The sequence below is a fragment of the Streptomyces sp. 3330 genome (assembly GCF_031456635.1).
GTDB lineage: Bacteria > Actinomycetota > Actinomycetes > Streptomycetales > Streptomycetaceae > Streptomyces.
The window spans coordinates 1-18,082 of the sequence record NZ_JAVDVA010000028.1; the positions used below are offsets into that span (position 1 = coordinate 1).

Genomic DNA, 18,082 nt, shown 5'->3' on the forward strand with positions numbered 1-18,082 from the left:
CCCCCGGGGGGGGGGGCCCCCCCCCGCGGGGGGGGGGGGGGGGGGGGGGGGGGGGCGCCCCGGGGGGGGGGGGGGGGGGGGGCGGGGGGGGGGGGGGGGGGGGGCGGGCGGCCCCCCCGCGGGCCCCCCCCCCCCCCCGGCCGGCCTGGCCGGGTCAGACCTCCGGCACCTCCTGGTCGTCCAGGGCGAACACCGCCCCCGTCAGCGCCTCCCGCTCGCAGTCGTTGCCGAAGGTGCGCTCGTAGTCGACCGGGCGCCCGTTCCACTGCCCCTGCGCGCGGACCGTCACCGGCGCGTACATGAGCGGGCAGATGCGGCTGCCGTCCGCGGCGAGGGCGTCGACGTCGCCGTCGGCCCGCGTCAGGACGTCGCAGGCTTCCGCGGCACGGGAGTGGCCCTGGGGCGGGTCGCACAGCAGCAGGGTGCCCCGGGTGTCGCTGGAGCGGGAGTCGCCCCGGGTGACGGTGAGCTGGAGCCAGTTGCCGGGAAGGGCGTCGTGGGAGACGGCGACGGCCGGGGCGGCGCCGGCGGCGAGCAGGAGGGCGGCCGCGGCCGGGAGCGCGCGTCGTACGGCTTTCGCCGGCCGGAGACAGGTGAGGAAGTACGTCATTCCCGATGCATCGGCACGACCGGCTGTGTACCCCAGTCCGGCTCACCCGAACGGGCACCGGCGTGCTCGGCGGCGCGGCGGCCGGCCAGCTCGAACGCGGCGAACACCACCCGCGCCTGGTACTCCGCCTGGCGCGCGACGGGAATCCAGCGTGCCCGGCACTCCTCCTCGTAGCCGGCGCACCACGCGTCGATGAGCCCGTCCAGCTCCGGCAGCACGCCCGCGGGGTCGCGTCCCGCGCCGACGACGAGCTGGTGCAGCAGGCCCGCCGTCCGCACGGCGATCCGGCGGCCCGCGATGCGCAGCGCGGTCAGATGGGCGGTGCTGAGCACGGGCAGCGGACGGGCGGGGTCGGCGGTGGCGGGGTCCCAGGCGTCCGCGAGACCGGGGCAGACCAGTAAATAGTCGTCGACCGGGGCGAGCAGACGGGCGGCGTCGGGCCCGGCGAGGTGCGGCCGCACCCGCGCGAGGATACGTTCCAGCAACTGTGCGTCACGGCGCAGGGCAGAGCTGACGGCACGCAGGACCGCGTCCCGGTCGGCGGGCGGGGAGTCGTCCTCGGCGGCGGCGACTCCCCACATGGGCGCCTCGACGACCGCGGTGAGCGTGCCGTGCCGGTGCGGGTGGTACCAGGTCGACTCGACGGCGGCCTCCGTGATGGCGGCGGCCCGATCACGCGGCCGGGGCGGCGGGATCCGGTAGACGGCGGGCCCCAGGCGCGGCCAGTACAGGGTGTCGTAGGGCCCCAGTTCGCGGGGGATGCCGAGGCGGGCGGCGGCGTGGGCGACCCGCCGGGAGAGTCCGGGCAGGTCGCGGGTGAGTTCGACGAAGGCGCCGCCGACGTCGACGCCGTGCAGCGAGCACTGGAGGAAGGGCTTGAGTTCGTCCTGGAGACGGAGCAGCGCGCGGGTCTCCGGCAGCGCGGCGGCGGCGGCGCCGTCGGGCAGCCACTCGGGCTGCTCCAGAAAACCGGGCCGGAAGAAGCGCCGGAAGTAGCGGCCGAGGCTGTAGGGGCCGGTCAGCCAGCCCTCGTTGCGGCGCAGGCCGTCCGGGTCGAGGCAGAGCAGCAGGTTCCAGGTGGCGTCGGCGCCGACGGTGAGCCGCGGGTCGGCCAGCACCCGTTCGGCCAGCCGCAGGACGGTCGCGCCGCCGACGGGCTCGTTGGCGTGCGGTCCGGCGACGACGAGGACCTGACGGGCGCCCCGGCCGACGGAGAGCAGCCACAGCGGCGAGCCCGCGCGCGAGACCCCGACGCGGCGCAGCCGGACGTCCCCGGAACCACGGACGGCGAGCGCGGCCGCGCGGGCCGCGAGTTCGTCCACGGTCGGGTAGCGGAGGAGGGGCGGCAGGGCACACCTCCCACAGGGTGGCGCCGTCGGTTCACCTGGCGTGTCTGGTGTACGCACAGTGAGTCATGGGCCGGGGGTACGTCAACACCGCGGTACGCGTGGTGACTTGAGCGGACCGTGGTGACGCGGGCGAGCGCGGGTGTCCCGCCGGCCCGCCGGGGCGCGACGGTGCGACGGGTCGCGTACGGACCGGCGGTCCGGCCGCCCGAGCGGACCGGGCAGCGCTCCGGGACGGTCCGGCCCGGCGGCAGCCCGTGGCGACGCGGCCCGTCGGCGGTGCCCAGCGTGCGGCGGCGCGGAACGTGCGGCGGCGCAAGTCGGCCGCTCGGTCGGTCGGCGCGACGAGCGAGCCGGCCGGCGGGACGTGCCCCTCGGCGGAGCAAGCCGGTCGGCGGGTCGGTTCCGTGGGGCGGGTCAGCTCACCGAGAGGCGGAACGCCATGCGCCCGAAGGCGACCTGGTCGCCCTCGCGGACCACGGCCGCGCCGATGACCCGGCGCCCGTTGACCGTGGTGCCGTTGGTGGAGCCGAGGTCGCGCAGCACCCACATCCCGCCCTGGCGGCGCAGTTCGGCGTGCACGCGCGAGACGCTGTCGTGGGTCAGCCTGAGCCCGCTCGCGGGGTCGCGGCCGATCCGCAGCGCGCTCTCGGTGCCGGGGTGCGGCAGCAGCAGCTTGGGCAGCCGCTCGGCCTGCCAGGCCCTGCGCAGCCGTACGGAGAAGCCGGAGACCGCCTCGACGGTGCCGAACACGGCCCGCGAGAAGCGGCTCTCCCGGGGCAGGTCGGCGGTGAGGACGGCGAGCTCGTCGGAGCGGCGGGCGACGAGAGCCAGCTCCATACGCCTGATGAACGTGTCGTGCGACAGCCGCCCCATGGCGACGCCGTCACGCAGCACCTTCAGCGCCCGGTCGCGCTCCACGTCGGACAACCGCGCGGGGTACGTGTTGAACTCGAAAGACGACGTCACGCTGGTGATTGTCGGTCAGCGGGCCCCGGGTGTCCAGAAGACGCGAAAACGCCCGGGTCGCGCGCCTGCCGTCAATGGGAGTGTTCCAAAAGCGGATTGATCTCGCGTGCAGCACGATGGACCCGACGGGCTACATCACGGTGAGCAGACGAAGGGGAACCGTCCGTGCAGTTCGAGGTGTGGGCACCGCAGGCCGAACGTGTGACGCTCCAGTGCGACGGCGTCACCCGCGCGTTGGAGCGCGATCCGGAGCGTGCGGGATGGTGGACCGGTGAGGCGGAGGCCGCGGACGGCTCGCGGTACGGGTTCGCGGTGGACGACGGGCCGGTCCGCCCGGACCCCCGCTCACGCCGTCAGCCGGACGGCCCGGACGGGCTGAGCGCGGTCGTCGACCAGACCCGGTACGCGTGGCGCACGCCGTGGTCCGGCCGGCCGCTGCCGGGCGCGGTCCTGTACGAGCTGCACGTGGGCACGTACACCCCCGAGGGCACGCTGGACGCGGCCGCGGAGCGCCTGGGCCATCTCGCCGAACTCGGGATCACCCACGTCGAGTTGATGCCGTTGTGCGCGTTCCCCGGCCGGCACGGCTGGGGGTACGACGGGGTCGCGCCGTGGGCGGTGCACGAGCCGTACGGCGGTCCCGAGGCGCTGAAGCGGTTCGTCGACCGGGCCCACGCCCACGGTCTGGGCGTCGTCCTGGACGTGGTGCACAACCACCTGGGCCCGTCCGGCAATTACCTGCCCGTGTTCGGCCCGTACTTCACGGAGACGCACCACACGCCGTGGGGCGCGGCGATCAACCTGGACGCGCCCGGCTCGGACGAGGTGCGCGCCTATCTGCTGGGCAGCGCGCTGGCCTGGCTGCGCGACTACCGGCTGGACGGGCTGCGGCTGGACGCGGTGCACGCGCTGGCGGACACGCGCGCGTGCCATTTCCTGGAGGAGCTGTCGACGGCGGTGGACGCCCTCGCCGCGGAGACCGGCCGGCCGCTGTTCCTGGTCGCCGAGTCCGATCTGAACGACCCGCGGCTGATCACGCCCCGCCGGGCGGGCGGCCTGGGCCTGCACGCGCAGTGGAACGACGACTTCCACCATGCCCTGCACACCGCGCTCACCGGCGAGTCCCAGGGCTACTACGCCGACTTCGCGCGCGACCCGTTCGCCGCGCTCGCCAAGACCCTCACCGGCGGCTACTTCCACGACGGCAGCTACTCCGGCTTCCGCGGCCGGCACCACGGCCGTCCGCTGGACCGCACCCGCCTGCCCGCGCACCGGCTCCTCGGGTACAGCCAGACCCACGACCAGATCGGCAACCGCGCCCAGGGCGACCGCCTCTCGGCGTCCCTCTCCCCCGGCCTGCTGGCCTGCGCGGCCGCGCTGACGCTGACCGCGCCCTTCACGCCGATGCTCTTCATGGGCGAGGAGTGGGCGGCGGGCACGCCCTGGCAGTACTTCACCGACCACACCGACCCGGAGCTGGCCGAGGCCGTACGGCGGGGCAGGCGGCGGGAGTTCGCGGCGCACGGCTGGGCCGAGGAGGACGTGCCCGACCCGCAGGACCCGGCGACGCGCGAACGCTCGTGCCTGGACTGGTCCGAGCCCGGGCGCGAGCCCCACGCGCGCGTGCTGGCCTGGTACCGCGAGCTGATCGCCCTGCGGCACGCGACCGCGGACCTCACCGATCCGGATCTGGCCGACATCAAGGTCGCCTACGACGCGCGGGCGCGCTGGCTGGCGTTCCGGCGCGGTGACGTCCGGGTGGCCGTCAACCTCGGCAAGGAGCCGGCGGCGATCCCCCTGGGCCCGCGTCCGGCCCGCGTCCTCGTGACCTGGGACCCGGTGGACGTACCGGGCCGGGACGGGCTGCTGCACGTGCCCGGCGAGTCCTGCGTGGTGCTGGAACAGGACTGAGACGCACCCGGTGGAGGGGGCGGCCCTCGCCCGCCCGCGGTCCGGCCCCCTCCCCCGCCCCGTACGCCCGTCCCCTCAGCCCGCGTCGCCCGTCCCGCCCTCGCCCTCCTCGCGGAACTCCGTCACCCGCTCCAGCAGGATCGCCTCCCAGGCGCGTGCCAGCCGGACCCGTGGCAGGGTGAGCGCCTCGGCGTCCCGGGGTCCTGCGGTGCGGTCGTCGAGGTGTTCCGCGAGGCGCACGACGGTGTCGCAGCGGGCGAGCCACAGGCCGCGCAGACAGGGGCGGGCTCCGTAGCCGGCGAGGGTGGCGGCGCGGACGGCGGCGCCGGAACCGACGGCGAGGGCCAGCCCGGCGATGTCCTCGGCGGGATCCCCGAGGACGGCGCCGGTCCAGTCGAGGACACCGCGCACCCGGCCGTCGGCGCTCACCACGAGGTGCTCGCCGAGCAGGGCGTGGTGGACGAGGACGGCGGTGCCGGGCTGGGCGGCGAGCTGGGCCGCGCCGGGCGAGGTGAGCTGGTGCAGGCGGGCCGGGTCGAACTCGTCGGCGCGGGCGAGGCGCGCGGCGGCGGCCACCGCCATCCGCCGCAGCGCCTCCAGCGAGCGCGGGGCGGTGCGCGGCACGCCGAGCGCCTCGGCCTGCCGGGGCGGCACCTCGCGCAGCCCCCGGAGCAGTCCGGCGAGATCGGCCTCGCCGACGGCCGACACGTCGTGTTCCTCGGCGGTGCCGCCGGGCAGCTTGGTGTCGAGGGTGTACATCAGCCCGGGCGACCACTCGCCGTGCGCGACGCTGGTGGGCACGGCGACCGGGACGTGCGGACGGACGAGGTCGCGCAGCCGCAGTTCGCGGCGGCGGCGCAGGGTCGTCTCCCGGTCGGGGGCGAGGCGCAGCACATGGCGGGCGCCGACCCACCAGGTGGAGGGCGAGGCGCCCGCGACGACGGGCCGTACCTCCGGCCCTGAGCCGCCCGCGCCGCCCTCGTCGAGGAGCGCGCGGACCAGTCGGCGGACGGTGTCCGCGGTGGGTGTCGGTGCCTGGGTCATGGTCGCGCCGTTGCCGTTCGGATGGATGCCGGGAACTCCTGGAGGCGGGTCAGTCCACTATGACCAGCTCACGGGTGGTGTCGTTGAGGCGGCGGCCGCCGTCCTCGGTGACGGTGACGATGTCCTCGATGCGCACGCCGAAGCGGCCCGGCAGATACACCCCGGGCTCCACGGAGAAGCACATGCCGGGCACGAGCGGCAGTTCTTCGCCCTCGATCATGTACGGCGGCTCGTGGGTGGTGACGCCGATGCCGTGACCGGTGCGGTGGATGAAGTACTCGCCGTAGCCGGCGTCCGCGATGACCGCGCGGGCGGCCCGGTCGACCTCCTGGCAGGCCACGCCCGGCCGGACCGCCCGGAAGCCGGCCTCCTGGGCCTCGCGCACGAGGTCGTGGACCCGGCGCTCCTCGTCGGTGGGCTCGCCGACGTGCAGGGTGCGGGAGGTGTCCGAGCCGTAGCCGTCCTTGAGGCCGCCGAAGTCCAGGACGACCATGTCGCCGCGCTCGATGACCCGGTCGCCGACCTCGTGGTGCGGGTCGGCGCCGTTCGGCCCGGAGGCGACGATGGTGAAGTCGACCTGGGAGTGGCCGAACCGGCGCAGCAGCGCGGCGAGGTCGGCGCCGACCTCGGTCTCCCTGCGCCCGGCGAAGGGAACCTTCCGGATCTCCTCGAAGGTGGCGTCCGCGGCCGCTCCCGCCGCCGCCATCAGCTCGAGCTCCGCCGTGTCCTTGACGGCGCGCAGCATCGGCAGGGCCTCGGTGAGCGAGGCGTAGGAGGTGGCGGGCAGGGCCCGCTGGACGCCGAGCAGGTGCATCGCCCAGGCGCTGTCGCTGATGCCGAACCGGCCGCGCGCGTCGAGGAGGGCGGCGGTGACGGCGTAGGGGTCCTTGCCGTCGGTCCAGTCCCGCAGGGTGAGCGCCGGGGCGCCGGCCGCCTTCGCGGCGTCGGGGGCCTCCAGCGTCGGCACCACGAGGACGGGGTCCCGGCCGGGCGCGAGGACGAGCAGGGTGAGCCGCTCGGTGACGGCGGTGGGCGCGTAGCCGGTGAGCCATACGAGGTCGGGGCCGGGCGCCACGAGCAGTCCGGCGAGTCCGGCCTCGGCGGCCTGGTGCGCGGCCCGCTCCAGGCGGGCCCGGTAGTCGTCGGCGGTGAAGGGCGCGGTGGCGGTGCCGGTCATCCGGGCCTCCCAGACAGGACGTGGCGACTGACGTGTTGCGGACGTGGTGCCGCGGACGGGACCACGGGCAGCATCCTGCCCGTACGGCGGGGGTCGCGCGAGCCGGTTCGGCGCGGGTCTCGGCGGGAACCGGCCCGGGTCAGCCGTCCGGGGCCGTCCGCAGGCCCAGGAGCAGCAGCACGCCGCCGGAGACCCGCTCCAGGCGCGGCGTACGCCGGCCCGGGGCAGGACGGGTTTCATCCGGCCCGCGAACCACACGTACAGACCGTAGTACCCGACCTCGTGGACCGCCCGGAGCGCCGCGAGGCCCGTCAGGGCGGGCAGGCGGGGGCGCCCCCGGGCACACATTGCGGCAGGAAGGACAGGGCGAGGACGGCCGCCTTCGGGTCGGCGGGGTTCCGGGGCAGCCCGCCCCGGTAGGAGGCCCAGCCGCTCTGCCCGGCGGCCTCGCGGCCGGTGTCGCCCGGCGCGCCGTCCTCCCCTGCGCCTGCCGCAGGGCCTGGACGCCGCACCGGACCAGCACGACGGCGCCGACGAGGCGCGTGACGTCGTGGGCGGCCCGGGACGCGGTCAGCAGGGCCGTCAGGCCCAACGCCGCGACGACGCCCCGGACGGACACGCCGGTCTGGTTGCCGAGCACCGCCGGGAGAGCGACCCGGCGGCTGCGCAGCGACTGCTGGACGACGGGCAGGGTGCTCGGCCCGGGCGAGGCGGCGACGAGGGTGCAGGCGCCCGGGAACGCCAGGAGGGAGGTCGGCACGGCGCTCATGAGGGCGCGGCCGGGTCCGTCCCGGCCGGTGGTCCGTCCCCGGCCGGTGGTCTGCCCGGCCGGTGGTCCGCCCGGCCGGTGGTCTGCCCGGAGGCGGCGCGGGCCGGGCGCCGGCGGACCCGCAGGGCAGCGGCCGCGGGGGGGGCGGCCGTGGCCGCGGGGGGGGCGGCCGTGGCCGCGGTCCGCTCACGTGACGACGCCGGGGACGACCGTCAGCCTTCCGTATCCACCCCGTCCGTGGCGCACCGTCACCTTGACCGCCTGGCCGGGGCGGGCCTCGTCGACCGCCCGGGCGAGATCCGTGGCCGACTCGATCCTGGTGCCGCCGAACATCACCACGACGTCGCCGCGGACCAGGCCCGCTGTGTAGCCGGGGCCGGGGATGTGGACGGCGACGATCTCGGCGCCCTCGTGTTCCGCGTCCACGGCCTCCAGGCCCAGGGTGGCGTCCGGCGGGCGCGGGGACGCCGTGGCGGTGCCGGGCGAACCGTCCGGCGCGGCCGGGCCCGGTCGGGCCGGAGTGGACGCCGCGCCGGGACCGCCCGGGCCCGCCTGACGCTGGAGTTCGGCCAGTCTGCTCATGCCGATCACGGTCGCCCCCACGGTGCCGAGTCCGACGCCGGTCAGGACCAGGACGGCGCCGGCGGACAGGCCGAAGAGCAGGGTCGCCAGCCGTCGGCCGCGGCGGCGCGCGGCGTGCGGGCGCCGGGCCGGGCCGCCCGGCCCGGCACCGCCTGCGGACTCCGAACCGGGCAGGGGCTTGGGACGCAACGCTGTCTGTTCCATGGATCGCCTCCGGCTGGTGCTCTACCCGGCGCACCGGCGCACCACGAGCCACGAACGAGTGAGACTGCCCCAGGGTCAGGGGCGGTACGCGTCGGCCGCGCCGCAGGTCACGGGCGGGTGGACAGCGCCTCCACCAGGGCCCGGGCCGCGCCCGACGGCGCGCCCGCGTGCACGAGTTCGACCCGGTGCACGACGCGGGGTCCGGTGACCGGGACGGCGGCGGTGCCCGGCGCGCCGTCCGCCACCGAGCGGGGCAGCAGGGTGAGCCCGTGGCCCGCGGCGACCAGGGCGGTCAGGACACGGAGGTCGGCGCCGTCGTAGCGCAGGGCGGGGCGGAAGCCGTGGCCGCCGTTCGCGGCCCGCAGCTGGGGCAGCGGCAGCCCGGCGTCGGGGGCGTCCAGCCAGCGCGCGTCGGCGAGGTCGCCGAGGCGCAGGCCGCCGCGCCCGGCCAGGGGGTGACCGGCGGGCAGCAGGACGCGGACGGGCTCCTCGCCGACGCCGAGCGTGGTCAGCGGCGCGACGTCGGGCAGCCGGAGCGGGTCGCTGGGCGCGGCCAGGCCGTCGACGAGTCCCACGTCGGCCGTGCCGTCGGCGACGGCGGCGCAGACGCCGTCACGGCTCAGCACCCGCAGCGTCACCCCGGCGGGCGGGAGCGCGGCGAGGGCGGTCGGGCCGAGGGCGGTCGGCGAGCCGGCCAGGGTCAGCCCGTGCGAGGGCGCCGCGGCGATCCGGACGACGTCCGCGCGGGCCGCGTCCAGGCGCAGCAGCAACGCTCCCGCATGTTCGAGCAGCCGCTCGCCCGCCGTGGTGGGGAGCACGGGCCTGCGGGTGAGCAGCGGCGCGCCGAGGTCCTGTTCGAGGGCCGCGATGTGCTGGGAGACGGCGGACTGCGTGTAGCCGAGTTCCCGGGCGGCCTCGGAGAAGGAGGCGAGGCGCGCGACGGCGACGTAGGTGCGCAGCAGATGCGGATCCATGCGCCCAGGGTCGCAGGCCGCATCAGTTCTGCTTATCGAAGGTGCAGCAATCATCGTTGGACGTGAAATCAGGACCGCCCCAGGATGAACGGCATGACCGACACCGCAGCTCGTATCGCCAGGGTCGCCCTGGTCGGCGACCGCTCCCCGAACGTCGTCTCGCACACCCGCGTCCCGCTCCTGGTGGAGGCGCTCGCCGCCCGGGACCGGCTCGTCCTGGACGCCTACTGGATCCCGTCCGAGGAGGCGGAGGCCGAGGGCGCGGTGCGCGGATTCGACGCCGTCTGGGTGCTGCCGGGCAGCCCCTACCGCAGCGAGTCGGGCGTCCTGTCCGCGATCCGCACGGCACGCGAGGAGGGCATCCCGTTCCTCGGCACCTGCGGCGGCTTCCAGCACGCACTCCTGGAGTACGCCCGCCACGTCTGCGGGCTGTCGCGGGCGGCGCACGCCGAGAACGACCCGGAGGCGGACGATCTCCTCATCGAGCCCCTGGCCTGTTCGCTGGTCGGCCACGAGGGCGCCGTGACGATCGAGCCGGGGTCGCTCGCCCAGTCCGTGATCGGCTCCGAGCGCACGGTCGAGCGCTACTTCTGCGCCTACGGCCCCTCCCGCCACCTCGACACCCTGCGCGCCGGGGGTCTGCGGTTCTCCGGCCACGACGAGGACGGCCGGGTCCGCATCGCCGAACTGCCGGGCCACCCCTTCTTCCTGGCCTCCCTCTTCCAGCCGGAGCTGTCCGGCGACGGCTCACGCCCGCACCCGATCGTCCGGGCACTGGCGCGAGCCGCGGTCGGTCACGCCTCCCGCAGGGAAGGTCAGTTGGAGGAGAGCGCGGAGAGCGGCAGGTGCGGGACGGGCGGCGGGGCTGCGTCCGGCACGAAGCCATGGGTGCGGCGGGCCAGGTACGCGGACTTGTAGCGGTCGACCTCGCGGTGCCAGTTGAGGATGCCGGCCAGCCAGTTCCGGAGGTCGGCGACGTAGTGCCCCATCGCCTCGCGCGCTGCGGGCGAGAGGTCGAAGTCGTCGTACAGGACGGGCAGTTCGTGTGCGACGACATGCTCGAACTGCTGCATGCGCTGGGTCATCAGATCGTGGACGATGCCGAGCGCGGCCGGGTAGTCGCAGCCGAAGAAGTGCTGCACGACGAGGATCGCGTTGTGCATCTCGCCCTCGTACTCGATCTCCTTCTGGTACGAGAAGACGTCGTTGGTGAGGCACGCGTAGTCGACGGCCGCGTTCTCCAGCGAGCGGACGACGCCGCTGCGGTAGACCTCCGGCGGCACCGCGGGGCCCTGGCCCATGCGGCACAGGCTCAGTGTGAGGTCGGAGCCGAAGGTGGCGCGGCGCATCTCCAGGTAGTCGACCGGGTCGGGGACACGGTTCTGCAGCTGGTTGGACAGCTCCCACACCCAGCTCTCGGTCATGACGTCGACCGCGGCCCGCAGGGTGCGCCGCTGGTCGGGGGTCATGGCCACGGTGGTGCGCGCCCACAGGTCGATCAGACCGCGCTCCATGGCGTTGACGGGGACGACGGGCGCCGACTCGCCGTCGACCGGCATACAGGCCGACAGCCGGGCCGTGGTCAGGCGGGCGGCGGCCAGATCGCGCCGGTTGCCGAAGACGAGCGGGTAGTAGTCGTCACCGTAGGTCCCCCAGGCCAGCCACTGGGCGCTGAGGTCGAGTTCCTCAGCGGTGGCGTCCGGATCGAGCCCGGCCGAGCACAACGGGAGGTCGTAGGCGGCGAGTTTGTCCTCGTCCCAGACCCCCTCCTGCAGGATGCCCATCCGGTGCGACCAGGCCTTCAGACGCGGGCGGCACGCCTCCAGGTGCGGGCTCAGCTCCACCGGGAACGGCATGTGGAAGTCGGGCAGCAGCGAGGGGCCGACCTTCTGGTGCGGCACGTGCGCGTACGCGCGCAGGCGCTCGGAGGCGGCCGAGGCCAGCAGCGCGCCGATGTCGGCGGCGGAGGTGCCGGGACCGGTCAGCCTCTGCCAGGGAGCCTCGGAGGCGGCGCCCTTGTTCATGTATCGGCTGGAGCGCATGTGCCATTCATGGCCGCCGGACTGCCAGTCCTGCAGCCCCTTGGTGTACGCGGCGACCGCGAGGACCTGGTCGGGGGTGAGGCCCTTCTCCAGGGCCACCGCGGGCACTTCGGTGAACGCGGTGTGCTCGAACTGGTGGAGGCGGGAGGTGAGGATGTCGTTGACGGTGTCGGCGGCCTCCTGGGTGGTGCAGCCGAAGAACGTCTCCAGGACCAGCACGCCGTTGCTGTTCTCGCCCTCGTCCTCCACCTCGCGCTGGTAGGAGAACAGGTCGTTGCGCAGGTGCACGGCGTCGGAGAAGGTCTCCATCAGCACCCTGAGCGGCCTCGACCCGGCCACGGCGGACGGGACTTCGGCGGTCGCGTACTCCACCAGCCCCGCCGACCAGGGCGCCCCGCCGACCTTGCGCCGCATCTCGATGTACTCGACGGGGTTGGCGATCCGCCCCTCGTTGATGTTGGACAGTTCCCACATCGACTCGTTGAGCAGGTGCTCCGTCGCCACGGCGAAGCGGCGGCGCCAGTCCGGCGACATGGCGGGCACGGTGCGCGTCCACAGGTCGGCGAGGCCCGCCTCGACCGGGTTGCGCGGCTCGGGCACGGGCGTCGACAGGTCCAGAGGCATGAACAGCGGCAGCCGGTCCAGGTGCGCCTTGCCGGCGGCCCGGTCCGGGGTGCGCTTGAACATGTCGAGGAAGTGATCGTCGAAGAAGAACACCCACACGTACCAGTCGGTGATCAGCGACAGCGCGGGACCGTCGCAGTCGGGGTGGGTGTAGGCGCAGAGCAGGCCGTAGTCGTGCGCCTCCAGGTCGGCCTGGTCCCAGATCCCGGACCCCTCCAGCATGCCCATGTCGCGCGCCCACTGCGTCGAGTGGGCCCGCGCCTCCTCGACGTGCGGGTTCAGGCGCGCGGGGTGCGGCATGTAGAAGTGCGGGAGTTCGAACGGTTGCGTCATGGCCGGGCCCTACCCGGGGGTCCGCGCCGCCATCCACGGGGCGACACATGATCACACCATCGCGTGAATCGGACGGGAAGCCCTGAATCGTACGGGACTTGGCGTATCCGCCCGTCCGGCCCTCGCGTCACCTGCCCGGCCGCTGTCGCTCGGCGTCATCGCTCAACGTCGTCGCTCGGCCTCGCCGCTCAACGTCGTCGCTCGGCGTCATCGCTCGGCGTCGTCGACACGGACGGGGCCCGGCGGGCGCTCCCGTCGCGTTCGCCCGGCAGTCCGGTGCCCGGTCCTGGCCGTGCCCGCCGTCCGCGACTGCCCCTCCGTCCGCCCGCCCGCGGGCGTCACTCCCGCACCCGGACGGATCAGTTCCGTCCCTGGATCAGCCCCGCACCTGGATCAGCGCGTGGGTTCCCCCGGTGCGCCAGCGCTGCCCCTCGGCGGCGACCAGGGCCGCCACCGTGCCGGCGTCCAGGCCGGTGATCACGTCGGACTTGAGGGTGCGCAGTGCCGCGACCGGGCCCGGGAAGCCGGCGGTCACCTCGGCGAACGGGGTGGTGGGGTTCCACCGGCTGTCGCCCACCAGACGGCGGTAGTTGAGATCGCCCTTCACGATCGTCAGGGAGGCCGCCGCGAACTCGGCCCGCAAGTCCTCCGGCATCGCGGCCCAGGGCAGCGGGGCGGCGGAGAAGGGATGGGCGCGCACCGTGAGGGTGCCGTCGGCCATGGCCGCCCAGAGCCGCCGACCGTGATCGGCGGCCGCTCCCCCCGCGGACGTCAGCTTCCTGAGCGCGTCGACGACATCGGCCGTGGTGGCGTCGGAGACGTAGTACGGGTACGGCTTGACGTGCAGGACGACGCGGCCGCACTGCCCGCGCGCGAGGAGATGCGCGGCGAGGAGGAGATCGGGGATCAGCTCCCGACCCGCGTTGTCGGCGACCAGACACAGGGTGCCGGTCCTGTCGCCGGTGCCGGTCTCGGTGCTGGTGCCGGTGCTGGTGCTGGTGCCGGTGCCGGTCTCGGTGCTGGTGCCGGTGCCGGTGCTGGTGCTGGTGCCGGTGCCGGTCTCGGTGCTGGTGCCGGTGCTGGTGCTGGTGCCGGTGCCGGTGCTGGTCTCGCCACGGATACCGGTTTCGGAACGGGTTTCCGTACCCGCGGCAGCGTCCGCATAGGTATCCGGGCTGGGGCTGGGGGTCGGGGTCGGGGTCGGTAGCAACGACCACAGGGTCTCACTCTCGTCGGCGACCAACCCCGGCACGGCGGCCCGCTTCTCCGCCTCACCGTCGGACAGACGGAAGCCGAGGTCGGCGCGGTTGCCCCACAGGGAGCCGTGCAGGAGTGCGCGGGCCTGCTCGGCGACCGGGCGGCCCTCGAGCGTGTCGAGGACGGCCACCTCCTCGTCGGTCTCGGGCGCGTCGAGCTCGGCGAGCTTGAAGGGGCGGAACGGGTCGATGCCCCGCCAGGGTCCGGCCCCGAAGTAGCCCACGGCCTCCAGAAGTTGACGGTAGAAGTAGCTCTCCGACCACAGCCACGGCACGTCGAACCAGGACCGGCCCGCGTACGCGTCGAGGCCCCAGGCCCGCCACCGGTCCCGGTCGGGCGCATCGGCGGGGAGCGGCTCGATCACTCCCTTGGTGCAGTTGTCCAGCAGCGCGTCCAGACTCCGGTGGATGTCGGGACCGTAGGGGAAGGCCTCCCGCACCTGCTCAATGATCGCCGGATGCCGCTCGGCCAGGACGCTGTGCGGGAACGAGCCGGGTTCGTCGCCGAGGATGACGGGCGGCGCGGGGGTGTCGGACATGCGGCTCACCGTATCCCGGGGCCCACGGCCCGGGCCGTACCGTCACGCGTACCACGGCCACGCGTCCCGAGCCCCTCACCTCTCAGACGTGACGGACCGGGCACCGAGCACCGAACACCCGCATCAGGCACCGGGCGCCGGACATCACCGGGCGCGGAACACCGGCGCCACGGGCCGAGGACCCGGGCCCTCACACCACCGCCATGATCTCCCGCTCCAGCCGTGCCGCGAGGCTGAGATAGCGCGGTCGACGCGGTACCGGTACCAGGCCGCGGATGAGGACGTGCCACATCTCGGCCATCCGGCGGGGCAGTCGGCCGGCGGGTTCGCGGGACCGGCCGACGACGCGGGTCCCGACGAAGAAGCAGACGAGGGAGTGCGCCACGGCGTCGACGTCGACGTCCGGATGGATGTCGGCCTCCTTCACCGCACCGCCGAGCCGCCGGGAGATCAGGTCCAGCAACTCCACGAAGGGATGCGACAGGGGCGGCCGGACCGCCACTCCGCCCGTGGCGAGCCGTAGGCCGGCCCGGGTGATCGGCCCTTCGACCGACAGTCGCGTCAGGGCGAACGTCAGGCGCATCAGGGCTTCGAGCGAGGCGTAACCCCGGTCGTCGATCTCGCCGGCGATCCGGCGCGAGGCCGAGGACTGCAACTCCATGATGGCGTGGGCCAGATCCTCCTTCGCCGCGAAGTGGAAGTAGAGGGCGCCCTTGGTGACATGGGCGTGCGCGACGATGTCACTGAGACTGGTCGACTCGTAGCCGTGCCGGTCGAACAGGTCGGCGGCGGCCGTGATGATCGTCGTGCGGGTCTGTTCGGCGCGTAACTGCCTCGCCATCGACTGGTACTCTCCCGGGCCGGTAACGAACGGGTCATGCCGTTTTTTCTTACCCCCCGTACACAATAGCTCACGGTAAGACTGTATTGGCCATGGGAGTGAAGACAGCCGACGGCCCCTGCGCTCAACCGACTTGTGCGCCGCTGCTGGCCTGCCGATGGCAGCCTCCCACAGAGAACGTACCGGAGGCATAATCGAGCCCGGATCAAAAGAGACGGGGTGCGCGGTTTCTGCCTGTGGGCGGCGCGAGTGCGGGATGCCGGAACCATCGAGCGACACGTGTAACCGCGTACCGCGGTTCCCACGGCGCCGCGCGGAGCACGCCTTTCGAGGGGCCTTCATGTGCGAGGCGGCCGGTTTGTTTTCAGGGGAAACGGCTGGAAACACACAGGTAACTCATTGCGTCCGCAGGGCACTTGACGGGGGAGCCCGTGCCCACGTCGCCGCACGGGAAAAGGCAGTAACGGGCTTCACCGGCGGGGACGGGAACAGGTAGTAACGGGCCTCACCGGGCCGGGACAGGAACAGCCGGCCACTGGCTTCACCGGAAACAGACGGGAACAGGCGGCAACCGGCTTCACCGGAAACAGACGGGAACAGGCAACAACCGGCTTCACCGGAAACAGACGGGAACGGGTGAGAACAGGTGGGAACAGACAGAAGAAGGCGGGCCGGCCCGGCGTCCATCCACACCGGTCGGCCCGCCCGTTCCTCACAAACGGCAAGCAGCGAGTTCCCTCAGAACGTCAGCTGCCAGCTGTCGAGTCTGCCGGTGTCCTGCGCCGCGGTGTCCTGGACACGCAGCTTCCAGGTGCCGTTGGCGGTCTCGCCGGACGCGTTCACCGTGTACGTGGTGTTGACGTTGTCCGCCGAGTCCGAGGAACTGGCCGCCTTCAGCCGGTAGGCGCTGCCGTCGGGCGCGACGAGATCGATCACCAGGTCGCCGCGGTAGGTGTGCGTGATGTCGACACCGACCTTGAGGGTGCTCGGGGCATTGCCGGTGCGGCCGCTGACGGTGATCGGGGACTCGACGGCGGAGCCGTTGTCCGGGATCGGGACCGCGGTCGTGCTGGTGAAGGTGGTGCCCCCCGTGGAGCCCCCTGAGCCGCTCACCGCCTGCACCGTCCTGGTCGCGTCCGCCAGCCCCGCGCCGCAGCCGCCGGAGCAGGCGCCGGGCAGGGCACGGGCGTTGTTCTTGATGGCCGTCTCGATCTGCGCGGGGGTCAGCGCGGAGTTCGCCGACTTGACCAGCGCGACCAGGCCCGCGATGTGCGGGGTCGCCATGCTGGTGCCCTGGTAGTAGGCGTACGACTCGCTCGACGGCGTCCTGGTCCCGGAGTTCAGGGTGGACAGGATGCCGTTCGCGGTGCCGGTGCTGGTCTGGCCGCCGGGCGCCGAGATGTCGACGAGGGAACCGTAGTTGGAGTAGGACGCCTTGGCCCCGGTGCGGTTGGTCGCCGCGACCGAGATGACGTTGTCGCAGTTGCCCGGCGAGTGGTTCGCGACGTTGTCGCTCTCGTTGCCGGCCGCCACCACGACCGTCGTTCCCCGGTTCACGGCGGCGGTGATCGCGCTCTGGGTCGCCGAGGTACAGGCACCGTCGCCGCCCAGGCTCATGTTGATGACCTTGGCGACGTTGGAGTTGGCGGGAACTCCGGAAACGGTGCCGCCGGACGCCCAGGTGATCGCGTCGATGATGTCGGAGTCGTAACCGCCGCATTTGCCGAGCACCCGCACCGGGGAGATCTTCGCGCCGTACGCGATCCCCGCGACACCCTTGTTGTTGTTCGTGACGGCGGCGATGGTGCCGGCCACGTGGGTGCCGTGCCAGGAGGAGTTGCTCGCCGGGACGCCGGAGCCGCACTCGTCGGCCGCGTAGTAGTCGCCCGGGTCCGCCGGGTTGGCGTCGCGGCCGTCGCCGTCGACGGAGACCGCGGTGTCGGCGATGAAGTCGTAGCCGCCGACGATGTTCGCGGCGAGGTCGGTGTGCGCGACGTAACCGGTGTCGATGACGGCGACGGTGACACCGGTTCCCGTCGACGTGGCCCAGGCGCCCGGCACGTTCATACCGGCGGTGGTCTCGAAGAGGTCCCACTGCTTGGTGTACTCGGTGTCGTTCGGGTCGGCCTTCGGCTGGTTCAGCCGGTCCGGAACCACGTAGGCGACCTGCGGGTCCGCCCGGTACTGGGCGACGACGTCGGCGACCTCCGCCTGCGTGACGTCGTCACCCAGGTCGACCAGGGCGGCGCCGGTGCCGAGACGGCGCTGGAAGTCGACGTCCTCGCCGGTCTTCTCTCCCTTGGCGGCGGCGTCGGCCTCGGCGGCCGGGTTCGACCTGGCCTCGGCGGCGCCGGACTTGTAGCCGACGATGAGGCGCTCGGCCGGGGTACCGGGCGCGGCTTCGGTCTGGGCCGCGGGGACGGCGGAACCCTGGGAAACGGTTTCCTGGGCGGCGACGGCCGAGGCCGTCGCCGCTGCGGTGAGCAGGGCCGCGGAGGCCGCGGCGACGGATATCAGCTTCCGTCTCGAGGGGGGTGAGGTGCGCAAGGGCATGCCTTTCGTAACCGACTCCGGGCAGGGCGGAGCGGCGGTCGATTCGCTTCGGCGGGGAAGCGGCGGGGGGTGCATCGAAGTGCAGCGCGAAAGGCCGGCCAGGCGCGGGGTCCGACCCCCTCGGGGTTACCTGTGGGTCGGCTGTGCAGGAACGATAGGCAAAGGATCAGTCATTCGGATACAGGGGAAACCCTCGATCCGGCCAAAATCCAACCCTTGACGACCGGAATCAGCCAGCGCGTGTCCGATTTGATCGCGTCCGGGCGGCGCGCCGGCCGCCGGGCAGCGCACACCGACTGCCGGACGGG

At 73.9% G+C, this 18,082-nt stretch carries 14 protein-coding genes and 1 pseudogene; 2 read left to right on the top strand and 13 right to left on the bottom strand.

The window, feature by feature from the left end; translation table 11 throughout:
* Window positions 1–154 precede the first annotated feature (154 nt).
* The 3 genes from J2X68_RS33445 to J2X68_RS33455 form a co-directional block, all read right to left on the bottom strand.
* The gene (locus J2X68_RS33445) at window positions 155–610 is read right to left on the bottom strand and encodes a subtilase-type protease inhibitor (protein ID WP_310436358.1); all 456 of its coding nucleotides are present in this window, start codon (window positions 608–610) and stop codon (window positions 155–157) included.
* Window positions 607–1,932, bottom strand: a complete 1,326-nt coding sequence (locus J2X68_RS33450) for a M14 family zinc carboxypeptidase (RefSeq protein ID WP_310436359.1) — start codon at window positions 1,930–1,932, stop codon at window positions 607–609. Before J2X68_RS33450 ends, J2X68_RS33445 begins: the two co-directional genes overlap by 4 nt.
* A 441-nt stretch (window positions 1,933–2,373) precedes the next feature.
* Window positions 2,374–2,925 (bottom strand): DUF1707 and FHA domain-containing protein, encoded by a 552-nt coding sequence (locus tag J2X68_RS33455; protein ID WP_310436360.1) that lies wholly within the window; start codon window positions 2,923–2,925, stop codon window positions 2,374–2,376.
* A 165-nt stretch (window positions 2,926–3,090) separates the two neighbouring features.
* Here J2X68_RS33455 and treZ point away from each other — a divergent pair, with 165 nt between their 5' ends.
* Window positions 3,091–4,836 (top strand): malto-oligosyltrehalose trehalohydrolase, encoded by a 1,746-nt coding sequence (gene treZ, locus J2X68_RS33460; protein ID WP_310436361.1) that lies wholly within the window; start codon window positions 3,091–3,093, stop codon window positions 4,834–4,836.
* 75 nt (window positions 4,837–4,911) lie between these two features.
* On the opposite strand, the gene J2X68_RS33465 is transcribed toward treZ, so the two are convergent.
* From J2X68_RS33465 to J2X68_RS33490, 6 genes and pseudogenes are all read right to left on the bottom strand, one after another.
* Window positions 4,912–5,880 (bottom strand): aminoglycoside phosphotransferase family protein, encoded by a 969-nt coding sequence (locus J2X68_RS33465; protein WP_310436362.1) that lies wholly within the window; start codon window positions 5,878–5,880, stop codon window positions 4,912–4,914.
* A gap of 49 nt (window positions 5,881–5,929) precedes the next feature.
* Complete coding sequence (locus J2X68_RS33470; RefSeq protein WP_310436363.1) at window positions 5,930–7,057, bottom strand: aminopeptidase P family protein; 1,128 nt, start codon at window positions 7,055–7,057, stop codon at window positions 5,930–5,932.
* Window positions 7,058–7,368: 311 nt separating this feature from the next.
* Window positions 7,369–7,569 (bottom strand): hypothetical protein, encoded by a 201-nt coding sequence (locus J2X68_RS33475; RefSeq protein ID WP_310436426.1) that lies wholly within the window; start codon window positions 7,567–7,569, stop codon window positions 7,369–7,371.
* Window positions 7,570–7,586: 17 nt separating this feature from the next.
* Window positions 7,587–7,826, bottom strand: a pseudogene (locus tag J2X68_RS33480) (LysE family transporter); the annotation flags it as partial.
* A 186-nt stretch (window positions 7,827–8,012) separates the two neighbouring features.
* On the bottom strand, window positions 8,013–8,612 hold the full coding sequence (locus J2X68_RS33485; protein ID WP_310436364.1) for a PDZ domain-containing protein: 600 nt from the start codon (window positions 8,610–8,612) through the stop codon (window positions 8,013–8,015).
* 107 nt (window positions 8,613–8,719) lie between these two features.
* On the bottom strand, window positions 8,720–9,586 hold the full coding sequence (locus J2X68_RS33490) for a LysR family transcriptional regulator (RefSeq protein ID WP_310436365.1): 867 nt from the start codon (window positions 9,584–9,586) through the stop codon (window positions 8,720–8,722).
* Window positions 9,587–9,679: 93 nt separating this feature from the next.
* Here J2X68_RS33490 and J2X68_RS33495 point away from each other — a divergent pair, with 93 nt between their 5' ends.
* Complete coding sequence (locus tag J2X68_RS33495) at window positions 9,680–10,504, top strand: glutamine amidotransferase-related protein (protein WP_310436366.1); 825 nt, start codon at window positions 9,680–9,682, stop codon at window positions 10,502–10,504.
* Here J2X68_RS33495 and cyc2 read toward each other — a convergent pair.
* The 4 genes from cyc2 to J2X68_RS33515 form a co-directional block, all read right to left on the bottom strand.
* Complete coding sequence (cyc2, locus tag J2X68_RS33500) at window positions 10,402–12,585, bottom strand: germacradienol/geosmin synthase Cyc2 (RefSeq protein ID WP_310436367.1); 2,184 nt, start codon at window positions 12,583–12,585, stop codon at window positions 10,402–10,404. The two genes, J2X68_RS33495 and cyc2, sit on opposite strands and share 103 nt — an antisense overlap.
* A 376-nt stretch (window positions 12,586–12,961) precedes the next feature.
* Window positions 12,962–14,380, bottom strand: coding sequence for a damage-control phosphatase ARMT1 family protein (locus J2X68_RS33505; protein WP_310436368.1), 1,419 nt, complete (start codon window positions 14,378–14,380; stop codon window positions 12,962–12,964).
* 190 nt (window positions 14,381–14,570) lie between these two features.
* Complete coding sequence (locus tag J2X68_RS33510) at window positions 14,571–15,221, bottom strand: ScbR family autoregulator-binding transcription factor (protein ID WP_310436369.1); 651 nt, start codon at window positions 15,219–15,221, stop codon at window positions 14,571–14,573.
* A 738-nt stretch (window positions 15,222–15,959) separates the two neighbouring features.
* A complete protein-coding gene (locus J2X68_RS33515) occupies window positions 15,960–17,768 on the bottom strand; it encodes a S8 family peptidase (RefSeq protein ID WP_399041475.1) in 1,809 nt (602 codons plus the stop codon).
* Window positions 17,769–18,082: the final 314 nt, after the last annotated feature.

Bases quoted from the DNA above. Each gene is read 5' to 3' on its own strand.
- J2X68_RS33445 (WP_310436358.1), bottom strand. From the start codon at position 610: ATGACGTACTTCCTCACCTGTCTCCGGCCGGCGAAAGCCGTACGACGC.
- J2X68_RS33465 (WP_310436362.1), bottom strand. From the start codon at position 5,880: ATGACCCAGGCACCGACACCCACCGCGGACACCGTCCGCCGACTGGTC.
- J2X68_RS33470 (WP_310436363.1), bottom strand. From the start codon at position 7,057: ATGACCGGCACCGCCACCGCGCCCTTCACCGCCGACGACTACCGGGCC.
- J2X68_RS33485 (WP_310436364.1), bottom strand. From the start codon at position 8,612: ATGGAACAGACAGCGTTGCGTCCCAAGCCCCTGCCCGGTTCGGAGTCC.
- J2X68_RS33490 (WP_310436365.1), bottom strand. From the start codon at position 9,586: ATGGATCCGCATCTGCTGCGCACCTACGTCGCCGTCGCGCGCCTCGCC.
- J2X68_RS33495 (WP_310436366.1), top strand. From the start codon at position 9,680: ATGACCGACACCGCAGCTCGTATCGCCAGGGTCGCCCTGGTCGGCGAC.
- cyc2 (WP_310436367.1), bottom strand. From the start codon at position 12,585: ATGACGCAACCGTTCGAACTCCCGCACTTCTACATGCCGCACCCCGCG.
- J2X68_RS33505 (WP_310436368.1), bottom strand. From the start codon at position 14,380: ATGTCCGACACCCCCGCGCCGCCCGTCATCCTCGGCGACGAACCCGGC.
- J2X68_RS33510 (WP_310436369.1), bottom strand. From the start codon at position 15,221: ATGGCGAGGCAGTTACGCGCCGAACAGACCCGCACGACGATCATCACG.